This is a genomic window from Lactococcus sp. S47, from assembly GCF_016517475.1.
Classification (GTDB): Bacteria; Bacillota; Bacilli; order Lactobacillales; family Streptococcaceae; genus Lactococcus; species Lactococcus lactis.
In genome coordinates this window covers 188,845-211,083 of record NZ_JACVUB010000004.1, presented here as the reverse complement: position 1 = coordinate 211,083, position 22,239 = coordinate 188,845, and the positions used below count along the sequence as shown (strand labels likewise).

20 protein-coding genes are annotated in these 22,239 nt (G+C 35.1%); 5 read left to right on the top strand and 15 right to left on the bottom strand.

What is annotated here, in order from left to right:
- Nucleotides 1-22: 22 nt before the first annotated feature.
- The 12 genes from IAE52_RS05985 to IAE52_RS05930 form a co-directional block, all read right to left on the bottom strand.
- A complete protein-coding gene (locus IAE52_RS05985; protein ID WP_017864882.1) occupies nucleotides 23-874 on the bottom strand; it encodes a phosphate ABC transporter substrate-binding protein in 852 nt (283 codons plus the stop codon).
- 346 nt (nucleotides 875-1,220) lie between these two features.
- Nucleotides 1,221-2,117: a phosphate ABC transporter substrate-binding protein gene (locus IAE52_RS05980; RefSeq protein ID WP_003130880.1), complete on the bottom strand. Its 897-nt coding sequence runs from the start codon at nucleotides 2,115-2,117 to the stop codon at nucleotides 1,221-1,223.
- Nucleotides 2,118-2,394: 277 nt separating this feature from the next.
- Entirely contained in the window at nucleotides 2,395-2,862 is a 468-nt protein-coding gene (gene smpB, locus IAE52_RS05975) for an SsrA-binding protein SmpB (protein ID WP_003130878.1), read from the bottom strand.
- 31 nt (nucleotides 2,863-2,893) lie between these two features.
- Nucleotides 2,894-3,451: an SGNH/GDSL hydrolase family protein gene (locus IAE52_RS05970; RefSeq protein WP_023189734.1), complete on the bottom strand. Its 558-nt coding sequence runs from the start codon at nucleotides 3,449-3,451 to the stop codon at nucleotides 2,894-2,896.
- 104 nt (nucleotides 3,452-3,555) lie between these two features.
- On the bottom strand, nucleotides 3,556-6,174 hold the full coding sequence (gene alaS / locus IAE52_RS05965) for an alanine--tRNA ligase (protein WP_033899354.1): 2,619 nt from the start codon (nucleotides 6,172-6,174) through the stop codon (nucleotides 3,556-3,558).
- A 265-nt stretch (nucleotides 6,175-6,439) separates the two neighbouring features.
- Nucleotides 6,440-7,366 (bottom strand): peptidyl-prolyl cis-trans isomerase, encoded by a 927-nt coding sequence (locus IAE52_RS05960; RefSeq protein ID WP_010906107.1) that lies wholly within the window; start codon nucleotides 7,364-7,366, stop codon nucleotides 6,440-6,442.
- Nucleotides 7,367-7,519: 153 nt separating this feature from the next.
- Complete coding sequence (locus tag IAE52_RS05955) at nucleotides 7,520-8,203, bottom strand: O-methyltransferase (RefSeq protein ID WP_033899351.1); 684 nt, start codon at nucleotides 8,201-8,203, stop codon at nucleotides 7,520-7,522.
- A gap of 2 nt (nucleotides 8,204-8,205) precedes the next feature.
- Nucleotides 8,206-10,011 (bottom strand): oligoendopeptidase F, encoded by a 1,806-nt coding sequence (gene pepF / locus IAE52_RS05950; protein WP_109991117.1) that lies wholly within the window; start codon nucleotides 10,009-10,011, stop codon nucleotides 8,206-8,208.
- A 62-nt stretch (nucleotides 10,012-10,073) separates the two neighbouring features.
- Nucleotides 10,074-11,063: a competence protein CoiA gene (locus IAE52_RS05945; RefSeq protein WP_109991118.1), complete on the bottom strand. Its 990-nt coding sequence runs from the start codon at nucleotides 11,061-11,063 to the stop codon at nucleotides 10,074-10,076.
- Between the two features lie 73 nt (nucleotides 11,064-11,136).
- Entirely contained in the window at nucleotides 11,137-12,222 is a 1,086-nt protein-coding gene (locus IAE52_RS05940; RefSeq protein ID WP_012898312.1) for a YdcF family protein, read from the bottom strand.
- Nucleotides 12,223-12,383: 161 nt separating this feature from the next.
- Nucleotides 12,384-13,232 (bottom strand): alpha/beta hydrolase, encoded by an 849-nt coding sequence (locus tag IAE52_RS05935; protein WP_010906111.1) that lies wholly within the window; start codon nucleotides 13,230-13,232, stop codon nucleotides 12,384-12,386.
- 191 nt (nucleotides 13,233-13,423) lie between these two features.
- Nucleotides 13,424-14,845: an NCS2 family permease gene (locus tag IAE52_RS05930; protein ID WP_109991119.1), complete on the bottom strand. Its 1,422-nt coding sequence runs from the start codon at nucleotides 14,843-14,845 to the stop codon at nucleotides 13,424-13,426.
- Nucleotides 14,846-15,151: 306 nt separating this feature from the next.
- Between IAE52_RS05930 and IAE52_RS05925 the strand changes: the two genes are divergently transcribed.
- From IAE52_RS05925 to IAE52_RS05910, 4 genes are all read left to right on the top strand, one after another.
- Nucleotides 15,152-15,988 carry a Cof-type HAD-IIB family hydrolase gene (locus tag IAE52_RS05925; protein WP_003130402.1) on the top strand — a complete coding sequence of 279 codons (837 nt, stop codon included), beginning with the start codon at nucleotides 15,152-15,154 and terminating at the stop codon, nucleotides 15,986-15,988.
- A gap of 180 nt (nucleotides 15,989-16,168) precedes the next feature.
- Complete coding sequence (locus IAE52_RS05920; protein WP_012898315.1) at nucleotides 16,169-16,939, top strand: (Fe-S)-binding protein; 771 nt, start codon at nucleotides 16,169-16,171, stop codon at nucleotides 16,937-16,939.
- A gap of 9 nt (nucleotides 16,940-16,948) precedes the next feature.
- A complete protein-coding gene (locus IAE52_RS05915; RefSeq protein ID WP_003130400.1) occupies nucleotides 16,949-18,421 on the top strand; it encodes a LutB/LldF family L-lactate oxidation iron-sulfur protein in 1,473 nt (490 codons plus the stop codon).
- Between the two features lie 2 nt (nucleotides 18,422-18,423).
- Entirely contained in the window at nucleotides 18,424-19,107 is a 684-nt protein-coding gene (locus IAE52_RS05910; protein WP_003130398.1) for a lactate utilization protein C, read from the top strand.
- A gap of 73 nt (nucleotides 19,108-19,180) precedes the next feature.
- On the opposite strand, the gene IAE52_RS05905 is transcribed toward IAE52_RS05910, so the two are convergent.
- The 3 genes from IAE52_RS05905 to IAE52_RS05895 form a co-directional block, all read right to left on the bottom strand.
- Nucleotides 19,181-19,894, bottom strand: coding sequence for a Bax inhibitor-1/YccA family protein (locus tag IAE52_RS05905; RefSeq protein ID WP_017864892.1), 714 nt, complete (start codon nucleotides 19,892-19,894; stop codon nucleotides 19,181-19,183).
- Between the two features lie 112 nt (nucleotides 19,895-20,006).
- On the bottom strand, nucleotides 20,007-20,921 hold the full coding sequence (locus tag IAE52_RS05900) for a diacylglycerol kinase family protein (protein WP_015426912.1): 915 nt from the start codon (nucleotides 20,919-20,921) through the stop codon (nucleotides 20,007-20,009).
- A 155-nt stretch (nucleotides 20,922-21,076) separates the two neighbouring features.
- Nucleotides 21,077-21,589 (bottom strand): HD domain-containing protein, encoded by a 513-nt coding sequence (locus tag IAE52_RS05895; RefSeq protein WP_003132795.1) that lies wholly within the window; start codon nucleotides 21,587-21,589, stop codon nucleotides 21,077-21,079.
- 332 nt (nucleotides 21,590-21,921) lie between these two features.
- On the opposite strand from IAE52_RS05895, the gene rpsT reads away from it, so the two are divergent.
- On the top strand, nucleotides 21,922-22,155 hold the full coding sequence (gene rpsT / locus IAE52_RS05890) for a 30S ribosomal protein S20 (RefSeq protein WP_010906113.1): 234 nt from the start codon (nucleotides 21,922-21,924) through the stop codon (nucleotides 22,153-22,155).
- Nucleotides 22,156-22,239: the final 84 nt, after the last annotated feature.

The following is a 22,239-nucleotide window of genomic DNA, read 5'->3' as shown; positions in this document are numbered from 1 at the left end:
TAAGTTTAATTTCCATCAGTAATTATTTAATTTTTTCAACATTTCCTTTAGCATCACGGTCAACCTTCATTTCAGAAACACGGATATAACCAAGCTGCTCTAGGGTTTTCTTATCATTTTGAACGTATTCGATAAATTTATTTTCGATTGTGTTCTTACGAGATTTGTTGGTGTACATATGCTCATATGACCAAATTTTCCATGCATTAGTTTTTACATTGTCATAATTTGGCGCAACACCATCAACATTAACCGCCTTTACACCGGGTTTATTGGTGTAACTGAAAGCAACATATGAAATAGCCCCTGGCGTTTGCCCAACTAATTGAACAACAGAACCTGAAGCATCTTGGGTTGGACCATTCACTTCTGTGGCACCATTCAAAGCATATTTATCAAAATTTACTCGCGTTCCTGAACCAGCAGTACGACCAATGACCGTAATTTTTTGGTCTTGACCTCCTACTTCTTTCCAGTTGGTAATTTTACCAGTGAAAATATCAATCAGTTCTTGTTGAGTCAAATTTGAAACTTTTAACTTTTTGTTGATAATTGGTGCGAAACCAATGACAGCAACTTTATGGTCAATAATTTTATCAACTGCTATTCCTGATTTTTCTTCAGCGAAAATATCAGAATTCCCAATCTGGAAAGAACCAGCCGCAACTTGAGCCAATCCGACACCAGAACCACCACCTTGAACCATAATAATTTCATCAGGATTTTGCTTCATATATGCCATAGAAGCATGTTCAACCATGGGTTGCAAGGCAGTTGAGCCACCTGCTGTGACCTGTTTATTTCCAGAACCACAAGCTGCCAATGCAAATAAACTCACACTGGCCATCAAAGCAATAAAAATTTTCTTCTTCATAGCTTAATTATACCATAATGGCCTATCAATGAGCGGTTGATGATAGCGTTCTTATGTAAATGTTTTGTAAATAATACGGGAAAATGCCCAACTCTGAAAAAGAGTGAGCAATTTCCTGTCTTTTAGGGAAAGAATTATGAAGAAAAATTTAAAGATAGTCTCTCATCAGTTCATCCTGTTTATGTTCACTGATAAAATTTTTATAAAAAAGGAGTCAAACTTTTAAATTTTAATTTATGAAGAAGAAAATTTTTATTGCTTTGAATCCTATGGTTATAAACTAATTTATTAATTGTTAAATTTACTGACAGACATAAATTATTTTGAACTTGACTTACTGTCAGTATTATTTTTTAGTGATATTTCCGTCAGCGTCACGTTCAACTTTCATGTCACTGATTGGGATGTATCCCAATTTTTTGATGTCCTTGTTGTTTTCTGCCACATATTTAATGAAAGCTTTATCTGCTGCAGTCTCTTTCTTAGTATTGGTGTACATATGTTCGTAAGACCAAACTTTGTAGTCATTAGTTACAACATTTGCTTCTGTTGGCTCAACACCATCAATTGAAATATCTTTGATGTCTTTACTTGTATCAACATAAGAAAGTGCCACATATGAAATCGCTCCTGGTGTTTGACCAACCATTTGAACAACTGAACCTGAAGCATCTTGTGTTGGGCCTTTAACCTCTGTTGCTCCACCAAGTGCGAATTTATCAAAGTTTACGCGAGTTCCAGAACCCTCAGTCCGTCCGATAACCGTAATTTTTTGGTCTGAACCGCCCACATCTTTCCAGTTTGTCACCTTACCTGTGAAGACATCTTGCAATTGTTGAGAAGTTAAGTTTTTAACATCAATTTTTGCGTTAACAATCGGTGCAAAACCAACAACCGCTACTTTATGGTCAGTAATTGCAGAAGCATCAATTCCTGATTTTTCTTCAGCAAAAATATCAGAGTTCCCAATCTGGAAAGAACCAGCTGCAACTTGTGTCAAACCAACACCAGAACCACCACCTTGCACAGTCACTTGAACACCAGTATTTTTTGCCATAAATTCTGTTGACGATTGTTGTGCTAATGGTTGAAGAGCAGTTGAACCTCCAGCAATAATTTTTCCTGACAAAGCTTTGTCAGAAGAACTTGAGCTACTAGATGATGAGCCGTTTGATGAACCACAAGCTGCCAAAGTTAACAATGCACCAGCAGTAATAAGACCAACAAGAATTTTCTTTTTCATGAGAAGTTTCTCCAATTAATTTCTAAATAAGTTGTTAAGCGTTTTTGCTTACAAAACTATTCTATCATCGAAAGAAGGCACTGGGTGTAAACACTTAGTAAATACAAGGTAAATGGATTGTAAACGATATTTTTATCTTGAAAACTTTTTTACTGACGGTAAATCTGTCAATAAAATATGACAAAGAAGGCATATTTTCGCTGTAAATAAAAGAATTATCAGCAAGCTGACAATTCTGTCAGTAAAAAAATCACTGACAGATTTATCAGTGATTTCTTTAACGGTTGTAAGCTTTAATTTGTCTTGCAATATCCCGATTTTGTTCTTTACGTTTGAGCGTTTCACGTTTATCGTAATCTTTCTTACCACGGGCAAGCCCCATCAAAACCTTAGCAAAGCCATTTTTCAAATAAACTTTTAAAGGAATAAAAGTAATTCCTGTCCCTGATAATTCCTTATCAATCTTAGCAATTTCTTTTTTATTTAGTAATAGTTTTCGCGTACGCAATTCTTCAACATTAAAAATATTGCCCTGCTCAAAAGGAGCAATATGAACATTTGATAACCAAACTTCTCCATTACGAACTCTGGCAAATCCATCTTTTAATTGAATTTTTGCCTGACGAACAGACTTAATCTCCGTTCCTGTCAGCACAATTCCTGCTTCAAAAGTTTCGTAAATTTCATAATCATGCCGAGCCTTTTTGTTCTGAGCTAAAGGCTTATCTTCTGTATTTTTTACCATGCCCTCATTTTACCACAAAATGAACATTTATTTAAGGATTTTTAATGACAGATAAAATCTCTCTGACCAACAACTCATAAGCCCTTGATGTAAAATGTAAACCATCAGCTCTCAACAAATTTTTAGGATTTTCAGACCTCTTCATTATCTGAAAAATATCAATCACCTTAAGCGATTTTTCTTTGCCTAAATTTAATATGACTTCTCTAAAAAGTTCAACCTCGGAAAGCTTACTATAATGTGTCGGTTCATCATCATTATAAAAAGGAGGAGTAATTAAAACCGTTCTTTCTACACCCAACTGCGAAATCATTTTTAATAAATTTTCGCGAAATTCTGCCGGTCGAATCAAATGATAAGGCGAAGCATCATTTGCCCCAAAGAAAATAAAATTTAAGTCCGCTTCTTCCTCTAGAACGTATTTTAGACGTAGAAGTCCACCATAAGTATCATCTCCATTAATTCCATGAAGTACCACTTTCAGCTTGGGCTCATTTTTCTCAATTAATCTTGCGATAATATTTGACGAACCCCCTTCATCCATTCCAAAACCATTGGTAATTGAATCTCCAAAAATTGTAATCTTCATTTTAGGCATCTCTTTCAAGTATTTTCATCATTTTACCATAAAAATTTACTGACTCATATCCAGAAAATAATAAATATCGTAGAAAATCTACGATATTTATCTTCTTAGGCTAATTTTTCAGCAACTGCGGCCAAAAGTTCAGGAATTCCTGCTGCTTTTGAACCACCAGCCATGGCCATATCTGGTTTTCCACCACCACGACCATCAACAAAAGGTGCTAATTCTTTAACTAAATTACCTGCTTTTACATCTGATGACTTAGAAGCCACTAAAAGACTTACTTTTTCACCAATTTTAGCAACTAAAACAAGAACATCTGAAAGCTCTTTTTGTTTCCAAATATCTGCCAAATTACGCAAACCATTAGCGTCAGGAACAGTTACTTCACTGGCGATAAAGTTGAGAGAACCAGCTGTTTGCACATTTTTGAAAATTTCATCTGATTGACTTGCTGCAAGTTTTCCAGCCAAAGCATCATTTTCTTTTTGAGCTGTTTTAAGCTCATCTTGTAAGCTAGTAACTTTTGCTAAAACTTGTGAAGTTTGCGGCGCTTTAACCATTGTTGCTACTTCATTCAAAGTATTTTCAGCATCTTTAAAGGCTTCATAAGCTTTTTGACCTGTTACAGCAATAATCCGACGAACACCAGAACCAATTCCTTCTTCTTTAACAATCTTGAATAAACCAATTTCAGAAGTTGTTTGTGTATGTGTTCCACCACAAAGTTCGATAGAGTAGTCACCAATTTTTACAACGCGAACGTTTTTCCCATATTTCTCACCAAAGAGGGCCATCGCACCCATTTCTTTAGCTGTAGCAATATCAGTTTCAACTGTCTCAACTTTTAATGATTGCCAAATCACTTCATTAACTTGACGTTCAATCTCAGCCAATTCTTCTTTAGTCACTTGTGCAAAGTGCGTAAAGTCAAAACGTAAGAATTCAACCTCATTAAGTGAACCAGCTTGTAGTGCATGATTCCCAACAATATTATGCAAAGCAGCATGAAGTAAGTGAGTTGCTGTATGATTTTTCACAACAGCAGCTCGGCGTTCTTTGTCAATCTCTAAAGTATAGCTTTCACCAACTTTAAGTGGTGAAAGAGTTTCAACAGAATGAAGATTTTGGCCATGAGGCGCATGTTGTACATCTAATACATTAGCCACAACTTGACCCTCTGCATCTTTAATTACTCCATGGTCAGCCACTTGACCACCCATTTCAGCATAAAAAGGAGTCACATCAAAAACAAGTTGAGCTTTCCCAGAAACTTCATCAACAATTTCATCGTCTTGAATAGCTACAAGTAATTTTCCTTGAGCAGTCTTATCTTCATAAAGGAATTCTGATTCTACTTCGATAGATGACAATGTTTCATTTTGAGCGCCCATTGAACCACCTTTGACAACAGCAGCACGTGCACGCTCTTGTTGAGCTTTCATGGCTACTTTGAATCCTTCGTGGTCAATTTTGAATCCTTCATCTTCTGCCAATTCTTCTGTCAATTCCACAGGGAAACCATAAGTATCGTAGAGGCGGAAAATATCTGCCCCTTCAAGTCTATCTTTTCCTTCAGATTTAAGATTTACCAAAAGTTCATCAATCAATTTTTGACCGGCATCAATCGTGCGGTTGAAAGTTTCTTCTTCACGATCAATGATTTGCATGATGAAGTCTTCTTTTTCAAGCACTTCTGGATAATAGGATTGCATGATTTTCCCAACAGTCGGAACGAGTGAAGCCAAGAATTTCCCTTGAATTCCCAATTTTTTACCATGCATAACCGCGCGACGAAGTAAGCGACGTAAAACATAACCACGTCCTTCATTTCCTGGCAAAGCACCATCACCGATAGCAAATGAGAGTGAGCGAATATGATCAGCAATCACTTTGAAACTCATATTTTCGCTGTCTGGACTATATGTTTTTCCAGATAGTTTTTCAATTTCACGAATGATTGGTAAGAATAAGTCTGTATCAAAGTTTGTTTTTCCGCCTTGAATAATGCAAACCATTCGTTCAAGTCCCATTCCCGTATCAATATTTTTTTGTGGCAATTCAGGATATTCTGAACGAGGGATTGATGGATCGGCATTGAATTGTGAAAGAACAATGTTCCAGATTTCAATATAACGGTCATTTTCAATGTCTTCCGCCAACAATTTTAAGCCCACATGTTCTGGGTCATAAACTTCTCCACGGTCAAAGAAAATTTCTGTATCTGGACCAGAAGGACCAGCACCAATTTCCCAGAAGTTATCTTCAATTGGCACAAGATGTGTTGGGTCTACCCCAACCTCAACCCAACGATTATAAGTATCCTTATCAGCTGGGTAATAAGTGATGTAAAGTTTTTCTGCTGGGAATTCAAACCATTCAGAACTTGTCAATAATTCCCAAGCAAAAGCAATCGCTTCTTTACGGAAATAATCACCAATTGAAAAGTTACCGAGCATTTCAAACATAGTATGGTGACGTGCTGTTTTACCAACATTCTCAATATCATTTGTCCGGATAGCCTTTTGAGCATTAGTCAATCTAGGATTTTCCGGCACTACTGAACCATCAAAATATTTTTTCAGCGTTGCTACTCCTGAATTTATCCAAAGCAAAGTTGGGTCATTTACAGGAACAAGACTTTGAGAAGGTTCCACAGTGTGACCTTTTGATTTGAAAAAGTCGAGGAACATTTGGCGAACTTCTGCGGAAGTCATGGTTTTCATTATTTTCTCCTTTTATATAAAGTTTAAAGTCTAACAATAAACTTATTTCATATACTTTGTTAAAATTTTCACAATAAAACAATAAAATCCTACCGTAAACAAAGGGGCGTATACAGTTATACCGCGGTACCACCCTTATTCACGATAGAATTTCTATCATCTTAGTTCGGTTGTTAAAGCAGTTATCGCTGCTATAAGCACTTTTTTTAACTTGCTCATTCTCACCATTTAGAGCTCTCTTTAAAGTTAATTTTTATTATCTAAATTATTTAGATGATGAAGAACTTGATGTTTGTGTAAATTGTGAGAAGAGTGATGCAAATGCAGATTCTTTCACAGTTACGTTATTCTTTTTGAGGTATTTAGCAATAACTCCACTTACAAATGTTGTATCTTGTTCTTTTTCAGTTTTAATGACATTTTGAAGTTCTTTTTTGTACTTGTTCATGTCAGTTCCTTTTTCAGATGTTTTTACCATTTCGACAATATAGTAAGAAGTAGCACCTGTTGATGAACTTGTTGATTCAATGACATCTGAAAACTCGCCATTTTTCAATTTGAAAGCAGCTGTTTGAACTTCTGTTGGAACACTTGTTGAAGTTGAATTAAATGTTACTTTGCTTTCAGCATTTGTTTTTTCAAAGCTTGCTTTACCAGCATCATCTTTTTTAGCGGCATCCAACGCTTTTGTTGCTGCATCTTTTGATGTTTCAGAAACAACATAAGCTGTTACATCTGGATGGTAAGATTCCCAAGCTTTTTTAAGATTAGCATCTGTATATTGAGTTTCTTTGATTTCATGGTCAATCGCTGCTTGTTCAAGCATTTGTGTACGCATGTATGGTGTGAAACTTGCTTCAGTCAAGCCTTGTTGTTGCAAAGCAGATGAAAATTGGCTACCATATTGGTCTTTAATTGACTTAACTTTTTTGCTGACATCTTTATCGGTTACTTCTTTTCCAAAGTCTTTAGTAAAAATTTTGTCAAAAGTTAAATTTTGAAGTAATGTATTTGTCGGTTGTGATGGAAATTGTTTGGCTTCCTTGTATAAATCAGAAACGCGAATGGTATCACCTTTCATTGTGATGATATCCTTGCTTGCTGAATCGCTACTTGAGCAACCAGATAAGGTTACCAATGCGGCTCCGGCAAAGACAGTAGTCATAACTAATCCGAGTTTTTTGAATTTCAAGATATTCTCCTTCGCATGATTCGATGTTTGTAGTTAATGTGTCCTAAAACATCCTTTTATTTTTAACTTGTTGCAATTATATCATAAAAAATTAAATAAAGCTTTAAATACACCAAAAAATGAATCAGCGAATTGACAACCTAAAAGTTTAATTTATGCTTTTTTTATCATCAACAAGCCATCTCCAAGTGGGAGAATACTTGTTAAATATTTCGGATTATCTAAGACCTCATCAAAAAGCTTGCGTAAGCCACGCTCTAGCGCCCGCTGATTTCTTTTGATTTCCATAATTGGGGTCAATATTTCTCCACCTTGAAAAATATCATCCATTAAAATCACTCCATTTTCAGATAGTAGATCTAGAGCAATTGGTAGGAATTCGATATATTTTGATTTAGCTGAGTCCATAAAGATTACATCAAATGAGCCCGATAACTCTTTCAAAATATCTGCAGCATCACCCTCTTTAAGAATAATTTGGTTTCGATGGTCATACTTGCCCAGATTTTTTTTGGCTAACTCAATCATTTCAGGATTACGGTCAATTGTTACAATCTCCGCATTTGGAACCTCTTGAGCCATTATGAGAGCCGAAAAACCAATTGCTGTTCCGATTTCGAGAATTCTTTTTGGCTGCAACAAACTCAACAACATTTGAAAATAAATAACTGTCTCATGTGGGATAACTGGAATATTATTTTCTTTAGCAAATTTCAGTACTTCTGCAAGTTCTCCGGTTATTTGTGTTTGACTTGAACGCATCCATTCTACTAATTCTGTTTTGACAACTGGTCGATTCATCATGGGGTTACTTGTACGTTTATATGTTTCAACCATTTTTAAAGATGAACTCCTTTTTCAACTAATTTTTCTAATTCACTCAATCGATTTTCAAAAAGCTCAAAGGCGGCTTCTAAATAATCGGTAGATTCCATATCAACTCCAGCTTTGGCAATTACTTCTAAAGGATAAGCTGAGGAACCTGCCTTCAAATATTCAAGATATTTTTGACGATCCTCATCTGAACCATGAACAACTTTTTCAGCTAAGAAAGTTGCCGCAGCAAAACCTGTTGCGTATTGAAAAACATAGAAATTATAATAAAAATGCGGAATTCTAGCCCATTCATACTGAATTTCTGGATTTTCTTTGGCTGCTAAATTATAGTATTTTTCATTTATTTCGCCATAAAGTGAGTTTAAGTATTCACTTGTTAAAACTTCGCCGGCAGCATCTGCTTCATGAATTTTTTGTTCAAATTCGGCAAATTGACTCTGACGGAAAACAGTTCCACGGAAACTATCAAGCCAGTGGTTCAAAAGGGCGAAGCGCTCCTTATCATCTTTACTTTCCTTTAATAAAGTTTCAGTTAAAATATTTTCATTTGTAGTTGAGGCAATTTCAGCTAAAAAGATTGGATAATCCCCATAAACATATGGTTGGTTTTCACGCGTGAAAGCACTATGCATTGAGTGCCCCATTTCATGAACTAAAGTAAAAAGATCATCTAACGTTTCTTGCCAATTTAGAAGCATAAAAGCATTGGAATCATAAGATCCACCTGAATAAGCACCCGAACGTTTTCCGATATTTTCTTCGACATCAATCCATCTTTGTTCAAAAGCTGCTTTAACTTTTCCTTTATATTCTTTACCAAATATCGCTAAAACTTCTTCTGCTTTTTTCACTCCATCTTCATAGTTAAATTTATAATCTAAATTAGATAATGGAGTATAGATATCATACATCTTTAAATCAGTAATTCCTAAAATTTTCTTGCGTAGTTCAATATAACGATGTAAAAGTGGCAAATGTTGATGAATGGCCTCCATCAAAACATCGTAAACTTTTTCTGGAACAAAATTATTAGCCAGAGCAGCTTGACGGGCTGAATCATAAGAGCGGATTTGGGCATTAAGATTATGGACTTTTACATTAGTCTGTAAGGTCTTTGCATAAGTATGCTGATATTGTTCATAATTACTATAAAGTGCTTTGTAGGCTGCTTTTCGTACTCCCCTATTCTTACTTTCCATTAAGGAAGAGTAATTTCCATGCGTGAGTTGGATCATCTCATCAGATTCATTTTTGACCATAGGTAACTTAATATCCGCATTATCAAAAATTTCAAAAGTTTCTGAAGGACTTTCAAAAATTTCACCAGCCGCAGCTAATAACTTTTCCTCTTTTTGACTAAGAATATGAGCTTTTTTAGCAAAAAGGCGCTCAAACATATGGTCATAGTTTTTTAATTTTTTAAGCTCCCCCAACCATTTGTTATAGACTTCTTTTGAAATTTTCAAAAACTCAGGTTCATAGAAGGCATAGACCTCTCCGAATTTCACATAGAGGGCTGTTGCTTTTGACTGATACTCCTGATACTTAGCCTCTCTGGTATCTTGGTCATTTTTCATTGAAGCATAAACATATAGTTTTTCAACTTGTTGAGAAATGGATAACATTTTTTCGGTAATTATCAGAAGACTTTCAGCTGAATCAAGTAAATGACCGGGGTCTGTCTCTTCAACGAGTGAAAGTTCGCTTTTTATTCTAGTTAGCTCTGCTTCCCATTCTTTATCTGTTTTATAAATTGTCGTCAAATCCCAAGTTAATTTTTCAGGAATTTCATTTCTGTTCTTAGCCATGAAGATCACTCCTTTTTACTCAAATTAATTTTTATTCACATTAAAAACTTATTAGCAGAATTTCATTCATTCATATCCTTCTTCTGCTTTTTCATTATAGCATAGAAACGGGGAGGATAGACTTCCTTAAAGCTATTTTGCTGAAAATTTATTAAAAAGTTTTCATAATAGAGATTAATATTATGCTTAATTTGAGTAAATTTATGTAAAGGAATTTTATCATCAAAAACTTCAAGTAAGTTCAATCCCAAAGGAGCAATAAATGAACGTTCAAAAGTCAAATTCAACAAATTTTCACCTCTTTGGTAATATTTTTCCTGAAGTTTCAACCATTTTGGTGAACAATAATAAAGTTGCCGACGAATAAATTCTGCTAGTTTAAGATCAACAATAAGTGGTATTGTCAGTAACTTTTGTGATAAAAAAGGCAGTCGTAATTGCTCAATAAGTCGTCCTTTCCCAAAAGGAATTTCTTCTTGTAAATAAATAATTTTTCCACGCAAATCTTCATGAATCAAGGATTTTAATCTCATCTTCTGAGCTTTGAAATCTAACTCCCAATAATAGAAACCTCTATTTTCTGAAAAATAGACTAGATTTTTTTGAAGTTCTGTTATTTGGTCTTTTAACCATAAATCTTGCCCCATAAGCCAAAGTACCGTAAAACCGTGGACTTGATAATTCTCTGTCCTTTCTTTTAAACGTTTCATAGAAAGATGAGAACATTGAATTTCAATAGCTATTTTATCATTTACCAATAAATCTGGCCTCTGCTTAAATTCAGGAAGATAAGCTTCAATTTCCACCTTATCAGTTTTTTTAAACCATTGATAGAGTGCTTTTTTTAATCCTAAATGTTGTTCAGATTCGTTTTCAAGCCATAAGTCGCAAGCTTTGAGAGATTTATGAGCAAAGTGAGGCATCTTTATTTCACCATTTTTTATAAATAACTCTGATTTACAAGAAGGACAAAAATATTTTCCTGTCAGTTCTTTTACTTCTATTTCTAATAAGTTTACTACTTGTCCATTTTCATCAATTGCTGTCAACATATCTTACTATACGAAAAAAGTATTTATTTGTAACCAAAAAAGTTACTGACAGAAAGTTGTCAGTAACTTTTTATTATCTTTGATTCCAAAAATAGCCAATTTGTGAAACAATAGCAATACTCAAAAAGATAGCCACAATGATTCCTACTCGTATCATATGTTTTTTCTTTTCATAATTTAAAACAGCAATAAATTCACGAATAAAAGCTGGAACACGATAATACATAGCTGTCTTTCCACCCTTCCCACCTTGAGCTTCAAGTTTTAACATTGCTGCAAAAAGAGCTGCTCGAAAAACATGGTAATCAGAAGTGAAGAATAGAAATTTTTCCCTAATCAATTGAGAAGAAAAAACCAGGTTTTCGTAAGTTGTTCTTGATTGATCTTCAAGCATTGTCCGCTCAATCGGAAAACCAAGAACTTCAACCGCATACCGTTGCATAGCTCTAGCTTCAGAAACTTTCTCATCAGGACCTTGTCCACCTGAAAAAACTAAAATTGTTTCATTATCGCGGACAGCTTTGACCGCTGCCAAAATTCGATTTCCTAACAATTTACCCACATGTTCTCCCTGAATTAACCCTGCGCCTAGGACAACATAGTAATTTGCTCTTTGTTTTCGAACACGCCGACCATAGACCCAACTTGATAAAAAGAAAATTCCAAACTGCCAAGCAAGATAAATTGAAAGAATGGGATAAACCATTCCTAATATTTTTAACCAAATCCAACTATCCGGTAATCTGCCCATTGAAAGATGAATCCAGTCAACTACTAAGAAGGTCAACACAACAATAGGCAATAAAAGATTCCCTATCGATTTTGATTCTCTGCGCCACATCTTTATTGTTAACACAACGATACTTATAGGTACAATAATACCGATTATCATTGGTATGATTAAGAACATCACAACTGCTTCAGCAATAAGTAATAATAAAAGTACATTTTGATGCAATTCGGTTAATACTAATCCTGAACCAATAATTCCATTAATTGTAATCCACAAAAAGAGCAAAGCAAAAAATGATAAACGCCCCAATCGTAACGTCCTTAAATCCTTCAGTTTTCTAATTTTCCACCAAAAAATAAACGTCAATACTGCAAAAAGTATTGTTGGGATTACCCCAATAATAAATAAACCATTCTTTATATCCATGCTGTTATTATACCTTGACTTGAAGCAAACTGTCAATCAATTGCGCCAAGTCTTCTTTTGAATAAATTTTGTAAACTATATCTTGTATTTAGCCTAGATTTAATAATAAAAAATGACCTTTATGAAAAGTCATTTCAATTTAAAATTTTTTAACGTTCTTTTTACTCATAAAAGAACACTTTAATATAATTGATTGCTTGTTTATTATGAGGCATTTCAGCATGTGATGTATCTTTGCCTTTAATAAGATAATGAACTACAGAATTTCCATTTTTCATCAGTAAACGATAGATTGAAAAACTATCCGCCCAAGGAACTGTACCATCGGTTTGCTTTTCACTATCGTAATCTCCCGCAAGCAACACCGCTTGAATACTTTTATCAACTCGTTCATAATTTTGCAACCAATAATCATAATATTTCGTCTTAACTTTAGGACCATCCGTCAAAACTTGGGCTAGCGTTTGATCCGGTTGTGGAGTACTGGCATTAAATTGACCATCAAGAGAGACCCATTTTTTTATTGGAGGAAGGCTACGGTCATATCCATATTCAATTAAATAACGGTAAACACCTGAACCTCCTGCAGAATATCCTAAAACATTCGCATAAGGAATATTATAATGCTTACCAAGATAAGACATAATCGCTTTTAAAGAACCCTCGTACTTCAAAGAATTATTGGTCCCTTTGACCATTCCCACTTCTATCGTTGGATATGTATTATGCTTATCAATTTTACCAGTCACTTTAAGTGAATAATTATTATCTGTATCAACGACGATTGTCAGTCCCTTTCTAGCCCGAGTATCTCGATCAGAAGTTACATCATTAACCATAGTATTCATAGTTGATGCTTTGCCATCAGAACCTGTAATATAAATAGTAGGATAGACTGGACGATTATCATCCGCTAAAGGTGGGTGGGGAGCTAAAATAAACCGCCCAATAATAACACCAATTATAAATACACCAATAAAACTCACAATAAGAGAAATATTTTTTTTCATGCTTTGCTTCTCACATATTTCTTTAGATTACTCACATTTTTTACATTCAATACTCTTTCATTTGATTTTAGCATAAATTAGCCAAAGCAGTAATTTTTTTATCTTTAGATATGCATTATATTTGTTTCATTGGCTTGCGACTAAAGCTGTGAGTAAAAAAGACCCGTCATTTACTGACGAATCTTAATTTTTTAAAGTACTGCCAAAACAGCGAAGTTAATCAAGAATAAAAGTGCAACAACCCAAATGACAGGTTTTACTTCTTTCACTTTTCCTGTGAACAGTTTGACCAGAATGTAAGTGATGAAACCAGCTGCAATCCCATAAGAGATTGAGTAAGCAAGTCCCATAAATACTGAGGCAAAGAAAGCAGGAATTGCTTCAGTCAAATCACCCCATTTAATTTCTTTAAATGAACCAAGCATCATCATCCCAACAATAATCAAGATTGGTGCAGTTGCTTGTGTTGGAACAATTGCAAGAAGTGGTAAGAATAAACTTGAGATAGCAAACATAATTGCTGTTACCACAGATGCAAGACCAGTACGTCCCCCTGCACCAATTCCGGCTGCAGATTCCACATAAACAGTTGTATTTGATGTTCCGAAAATTGCTCCGATTGGAGTGGCAATCATGTCAGCAAACAAAGCTTTATCCATTTTAGAAGAGAAACCATGACTTGTTTCCATATCTTTCAAATCTTCATCTGTAAAGATTCCTGTTGCGCGACCTGTTCCAATAAAGGTACCAATTGGGTCAAAGATAGATGTCAATGAGAAAGCAAGGACTGTCATCAAAACTTCAATATAACGTGATGAGTCTGAGAATAAAGAGCCAAAACCTTTTGGACCAAAAGCAGCACCAAAGGTTGTTCCCATTTGATTGATAGCTGTTCCTAAGTTGTTTTCAGCAAATAAAGTATTCACATCAACTTTAACTACACCAGTCAAAAGAGCTAAGATAGTTGTTACTAAGATTGAAAGTAAAATTCCTGCACGCCATTGACGAATAACAAAGAACATTGTCACTACAATCCCAACAAGTGCGACTAATACGCCTGGGTTATTAAAAGTTACAAGTTCTGGAACAATTGATGAATTTGCTGTAATAGTTCCATGGTTGTTCACATAAGTTCCTGGGTCAGCGATAAAACGCAAAATTCCTGCATTTTTAATCCCAATATAGGCAATGAAAATACCGATACCACCACCAATTGCGTGTTGTAAACTTTCAGGAATTCCAAGAATAATTGCTTTACGAATGGAAGTAAAAGTAATAATAATATTGATAATCCCACAAATGAAGACCATTGCCAAAGCTTCTTGCCAAGTATAACCAAGCGATAATACAACAGTGTAAGCAAAGAATGCATTTAGACCCATTCCGGGTGCCAAAGCGTAGGGAACATTAGCGATTAAGGCAATTGCAAGTGTCCCAACAATAGAGGCCAAAATAGTTGCTAAGAAAACTGCTTGGACAGGCATTCCTGTTGTACCCAAAACTTGTGGGTTAACAAAGAGGATATAACTCATAGCAAAGAATGTAGTCAAACCAGCCATTATTTCACGGCCAACTGTTGTGCCGTTTTCTTCAAGTTTAAAGAACTTGTTCACGAATAATTTCTCCTTTTAGGGTCTGTGATTAAAATTTCAACCCTTTGATAAAAAGTTGTCTTTGCTTTTTAAGCAAACACGTCATAAAATAAAAAACATTATATTATTATTCTAATCAGTTTTAGTTAAGGAAACAAGAAATTTAGCATAAAAACTACCCTAAATCCTTTAATTGTTCGGTAATGACGAACAAGTTTTTTAAAAAGTACTTTCTTGTTCGTAGAATATGGTAGAGTTCCGCTCCTTCTTCTAACTATGATATAATGAATGAATTGACAAATAAATTTTAGAATAAGGGGAGTTTGAATGGAGAACTACAAAGAACGTAAACTGATTGCAATTGATTTAGATGGTACTACTTTGCAGTCTGATGGACGTTCAATCAGCCGTTATACCAAATATATTTTTAAACAGGTAGAATCACTCGGACATATTATCTGTATCACAACCGGACGCCCTTTTAGAATGTCTTTAGATGTCTATCGTGAGCTTGAGTTAACAAGTCCAGTCATTAATTTTAATGGGGCTTTGATTTCAATGCCTAATGATAAAAACTGGGAACATACAAAATCTTATTATATTGATCGTTCCTTCATTTTTGACCTTTTGAGGCACCAACAAAATTTTAATCTCCATTTCTTTGCCGTTGAATATCGTCGAAAGTTCTTTCTAAACACTTTCCGTAATGTCGAGCCCAAGCTCTTTGGTGTAGAAAAATTTCAACCCTATAATCGACTTCGTGCAGACCGAGTTACTGAAAATCCTCATGCAGTACTCCTTTCCACTCGCCAAAAAGATAAATTAGCATTGGCAGAGGAAATGAAACGTCATTATAATGGCAAGATTGATGTCGGCGTTTGGGGTGGACCGAATGGCATATTAGAAGTTGTTCCTAAAGGAATTTCCAAAGCTTCTGGTCTTAATCATCTACTTAAAGTTCTTGATATTCCTTTAGAGAATCTTATTGCTTTTGGAGATGAACATAATGATATTGAAATGTTTAAATTAGCTCCCAATGCTTATGCTATGAAAAATGCCTCTGCTAGACTCACTCCTTATGCCAGTGAAATTCTTCCTTGGACAAATGATGAGGATGGTGTAGCTAGACAGCTTGAAAAACTTTTTTTAACCCCGAATAAATAAATATCAATCGATGATTGGTATTTTTATTTTTACAAAATAATTTTTAAATGACAGTCTGTCAAATTCTTTTGACAGCTCCTTTTTTTGAAAATGTAAATAAATCGGCTTATAATGAAAGAGCATACATCTCTAGGAGATGTCTAGTTTTTAACAAAGATTTCAAAATACTAAGGAGTGCTTATGAAAGTTTCAATATTCTCCACTTGTGTGATGGACCTGATGTTTCCACAAGTTGGAATTGCCATGGTTGAAGTCCTTGAACGTTTGGGGATTGAAACAGATTTGCCAGAAGAACAAATTTGTTGTGGACAACCGACTTATAACTCAGGGTTAGTTAAAGAATCCATGCCAACAATCAAAAATCAGATTGATGCTTTTGAATCTTCTGATTATGTCGTTGGGATTGCTGGTTCTTGCTCAGGGATGTTTACAGAATATCCCCATATGTTCGATGAAGGTGACCCTTATAAGCAAAAAGCAATTGATTTAGCAAATAAATCCTATGAATTCACCCAATTTCTTTATCGGGTTTTAGGTCTTGAAGATCTTGGTGCCACATTTAATGGTGAAAAAGCAACTTATCATCGTTCTTGCCACATGACTAGAATTCTAGGTGAACGAGAAGCTCCATTCATTTTATTGGATAATGTCAAAGGGCTTGAAGTTCTTCCTCTTCCTCATTTGGAAAATTGTTGTGGCTTTGGCGGAACTTTTTCAGTTAAATCTCCTGAGATTTCAGAGATGATGGTCACTGAAAAAACAAACGATATTCTATCAACTGGTGCTGAAATCTTAATTTCTGCTGACTTAGGCTGCTTGATGAATATTGGTGGAAAATTGAATCGCGAAGGTAAAAAAATAAGAGTGATGCATATTGCTGAAATTTTAAACACAAATGTCGATTTAGAAAGAATAGATGCTGTGAAAAACCCAGCATTTATCAAAGCATAGGGGGAGAAAATGGGACTTTCTACAAGTACAAAAACTTTCGCTGAACGTTTAGAAGAGAGTAAAAAAGACCAGTTTGCTAAAGCTGCGGTAGCCAAAGCGCAGGATGCCCAATGGGAGAAAAGAGAATCTGCGCGTGATGAGCTTGGAAATTGGCAAGAATGGCGTGATATTGCTGAATCCATTCGTCAACATACTTTAAAATATTTGCCCCATTATCTGACAGAGTTTTCAGATAATGTTGCGGCTCGTGGCGGTCATGTCTTCTTTGCGGCTGATGCTAAAGAAGCCAATGATTATGTTAAACGGATTGTTCTTGAAAAAAACGCGAAAAAGATTGTCAAATCAAAATCAATGGTGACCACGGAAGTTGACATTGATCCAATGCTCGTTTCGCTTTCTGATGATATGGATATTTTGGAAACAGACTTGGCTGAATTTATTTTACAAGTTGCTGATTGGGATGAGCCTTCACATATTGTTTTTCCAGCCTTGCACAAAAATCGTGATCAAATTCGTGAAATATTTGCTAAAAAATTAGGCTATGAAGGTGATAATAATCCAGTTAATTTGGCTCGCTGTGCTAGGGATACCATGCGTAAGCTTTTCTTAAAATCTGAAGTCGGAATTACCGGTTGTAACTTTGCCATTGCCAACACTGGTGACATTAATTTATCTACCAATGAAGGAAATGCTGATTTAACAATTTCAATTCCTAAGACACAAATTGTTCTGATGGGAATGGAACGAATTGTTCCATCAATCAAAGAAGCTGAAATTTTAGATAATATGCTCGCTCGTTCTGCCGTTGGTCAAAAACTGACAACTTATGTCACTTTTGCTGGTCAGCAGGCCGACGACGAATCTGATGGTCCTGAAGATTTCCATGTAGTCATTGTTGATAATGGACGCTCAAATGCGATTGGAACTGCTTTTGAAGCTGTTTTACAATGTATTCGTTGTGGTGCTTGTCTGAATGTTTGCCCAGTTTATCGTCAAATTGGTGGACATGCTTATGGTTCGATTTATCCTGGACCAATCGGTTCAGTTCTCTCTCCCGTTTTAGGAGGTTATGAACAATATGGTGATTTACCTTATGCTTCAACCTTATGTGGGGCATGTACTGAAACTTGTCCGGTAAAAATTCCTTTGCATGAACTTTTAATTGAACATCGCAAAGTGATGGAAGATGATCTTTCAATGCATCATGATGGCTCTTTTGTCAATTTTGAAATGAATACGATTGGGAAAGGAACAAGTAGCCCAGCACTATTTGGGATGGCAATAAATATGGCTCACACTGGTCTTAATATGTTACCCAAAGCTAAGGAGGTCAGCGTTGAGGGTTCTTTATTTAACTATGGCGCCGTTAGAAAAGCTCCTGCTCTAGCTAAAGGTTGGACAGATGTCCGAGATTTGCCAATTGCTCCGCCACATAAAGAACAATTTCGTCAGTGGTATAAAAAACATAAGGCAGGTAAATAAATATGACAGGAACTATTGAAAATCGAAGTAAATTTTTAGAAACTTTATTTGAAAAACGTGGGGGTGTAGAACTTCCATTTGAACCTTATGTTCCAATTTCAGATTTGCCTGAGACACATTTGGCTCATTTAACTACTGAGGAATTATTGGATATTGCTAAGGAGCAAGCCAGCCGAGTTTCTGCTAATTTAATCGAAACCTCTTCTTTTGAAATGAATGAAGTGATTCGCCAATTAATTGAAAAATCTGGTGGCGGACAAGTCATGATTCCTTCAACAGATGAATTTGAAAAATTAGGAGTGAATGTTATTTCAGACCAATTGGTGAAGTGGAAAATTGGTAAAGAAAATCGTGATGAAAATATTAATGCTGCTCAAAATTCTAATGTTGTCGTGGCTGTTCCTAAATTTTTCCTCGCTGAATCAGCAACGATTGTAGTCGAATCAGAAGCTGGCCAAGGGCGTTCTTTACACTTCTTACCCACTCATTATATTTCTGTAATTCCACTAAGTCGTATGGTTCCTCGTTCTACCCAAGCTGCGGCTTGGTTTGATGAACATAAGAAGCCTGGGTCAACCCTTCATTTTATTTCTGGCCCCTCAAATTCTGGTGATATTGAGATGCAACTTGTGGTTGGACTTCATGGTCCTTTGGAAATTAATTATGTGATTGTCAAAGATTTATGAAAGGAAAAAACTCTGCTGACAGCAGAGTTTTTTTATTATTTTTACTGACAGATGTGTTGTCAGTAATTTTTTCTTAATCACGATTTCCACCTGCGATACCGAAGATACGGAGCAGGAAGAGGAATAAGTTTAAGAAGTCTAAGTAAAGTGACAAAGCCATCGAGATTGCCCAACCGTCATTTACTTGACCGTTATTTGCATTATAAACGTTAACAATTTTTTGATTATCCCATGCAATCAATCCAGAGAAGATAACAACACCGGCAATACTTGTTAGGAACATCAAGCCTGTGCTTGCAAAGAACCAGTTGAGAAGTGTTGCCACAATCAAGCCCCAAACAGCAACACCCATTACTTTACCCATTGCAGAGAGATTGCGTTTTGTCACTCGACCATAAATTGACAATCCTAAGAACATCGCTGCTGCTGTAACAAAGGCAAGAGTAATATTAGTTGCCGTATACATAATCAATGTAAAGCTAAGCAAGAATCCAAAGAATGCTGCAAAGCCAATAAAGAGCGGTAATGCTGCTGGAGAATTTTTGAGTGCTGCTCGTTGCATTGGAAATACTAAGAACAATGGAACCAACCATAAGAGTAAGAATCCAAAGCCTCCTCTGTCTAACATTGCTACCATATTATCTGCGAAAAATGTAATCATTATCCAAGAAACAACTGCAGAAATCAATACTCCTACACCCATTAATGCATAAATTTTACTGAAAAATGCATTCAATCCATCGCTTCTTTGGTCAAAGATAACATCATTATCATTCATATTTTTCATTATATTTGGCCTCCCTTTTTAATTTAATTCTAAGACTATTTTACCAAAAATTGGGCTTTTTGTCATCAGTCTTAGGTCTGATTTTTTATTTCTATTATTTACTGACAGCCTTTTATTCACTTTTAGGAACAAGGGTTGTCAGTGCTTTTCGATAAACCTTGATATCTAATGGAAGCGGATCACTTTTATCCCCATCAATTCTTGAATATGGATTATCTTTCTTTTTCTTTGAATGTGTGAGAATCTCTAAATGGTCAGTATCAAAATGAGTCATTTCAAGAAAATCATCAAATTTTCCTCGACGAAGTTTGTTCAAATGAAAAAGGATATTAAATAAATTGATTTCTTTTAATGAATAAACACGGATAAGTCCGTCATCAACTTTAGCTTTGGGGGCCAAAGCTTGCATTCCACCAATTGTATCTGTCATTGTAATCAATAATAGTTTCGTTCTTAATGACTTGGTTTTACCATTATATTTTACTTTAATTCGATAGGTTTTATTATAGCGAATAACTTTATAAGCATCTTTTAGATAAGCTAAAGGTCCAAATTTTTTCTTCTCAGAGCCGCTGACATTTTGGGCAATATCTGCTAAAATCCCTAATGTTAAACTTGATGTCATATAATCATTATTGACTTTGGCAATATCAAATTTTTGAATTTTGCCTTGACTTAAATTATTAAGTGCTTCTTCTAATTTTTGCGGAATATGAAGTGATTTTGATAAATTATTAACCGTACCATTAGGAACAATGCCTAGAATCGGTTTTGCTCCTCCTTCAAATACTCCTCCACAAATTTTATTGATGGTTCCATCGCCACCTAAAGCAACCACAAGGTCTGTTTGGTCTTGACTGGCTTTTTTAGCAAGACGGATTGCATCCTCTGGGCTTTCTGGATTGATAAATTCAAGTTTAGAGGCTGAATTTTCTGGTCTTGCAAAAAAGTCCTTAATTGTTTTCAAAACTTTGTCTTCATCATTATTACCAGATTTTTCATTATAAAATACTTTTACATTTTTCATAAAATACCTCCTTATTTTAGTGCAATGGAATTTATTGCTTACATACTAATTTTATCATATTATGAAAAATCTCTGACAAGACTTGCTTTATTTTACTGACAGACTTATTTCTAAATAAAAAACCTATCAATGGATAGGTTTTATTTTTTACTTTTTTAATCAATACTGAAATAAGGTAAACGTTTAAAATGCTTACGGCGATTCCATTTGTACTTGAGGTTAACTGACCCTTCAAGGGTAGCTACATATTTATCAACAGCAGTAACAATCCAACTTTCTTTATAGCGTGGCGGATTGATTGTCGCACCGAACATATGTTTGATGATTATGTCTTTTTCAAGAGCTGACAAGGTTGTCAGTTTGCGCGCATTACGGTAGGCGATATGAGGATGCACATAGGCATGGCTCTTAGCAAATTTTGTATTGCGCCAATCATAATAGAAAAGGTCATGCAAAAGTCCAGCTCTAGCTGTAGCTTTAGCATTGAGGCCACGTTTTTTCGCAATGAGATAGCTGACATAACTTACTCTTAAGCAATGTTGCAAGCGTGTTGAAGTATAGTGATGTGTAATCCCATCAAGCTTTTTAAGCTCATCCATTTCTAATAGATGACCGACATAACTCATATATTCTGCGTCGTTAAACCACGGCTTTTCTTCTAAATTCATGACTTGATTATAACACGATAATTCTCTTTGTCAATACGATTTACTTAGTTTTTAGATTAAATTTTTCTTTTTAAATGCTTAGAAATTTATTTTTAATGCTTGTAAAATTTTGAAAATTTGCTATTTTACTTGATTTCCATTTTTATTTATTTATTATTTTAGTAAAAAATATTTTTTCTATTTTTTCTAAAAAAGTAAGGCCGATAGTTTACAAAAACTCAAATTTCCTGTATAATTGATAGGTATTAGAAAAATCTTGGAGGGTGTAGTGTGCCCACCTGGGACATCACATCAACCGCTTTTCTATGAAAAGTAATAAAAGGAGACAAAAAATGGCAAACATTAAATCTGCAATCAAACGTGCTGAATTGAATAAAGTAGCAAACGAACGCAACGCACAACAAAAATCTGCAATGCGCACTCTTATCAAAAAATTTGAAGCTGCACCTACTGAAGAACTTTACAGAGCTGCTTCTTCATCAATTGATAAAGCTGCTTCAAAAGGCCTTATCCATGCTAACAAAGCATCACGTGATAAAGCACGTCTTGCTGCTAAACTTGGCTAATTAAAAATGTCTGTCTCTTTGGCAGATTTTTTTATATCAAAAAGTACTGATAGAAACAAAAAAATACTGACAGCAATTTCTGTC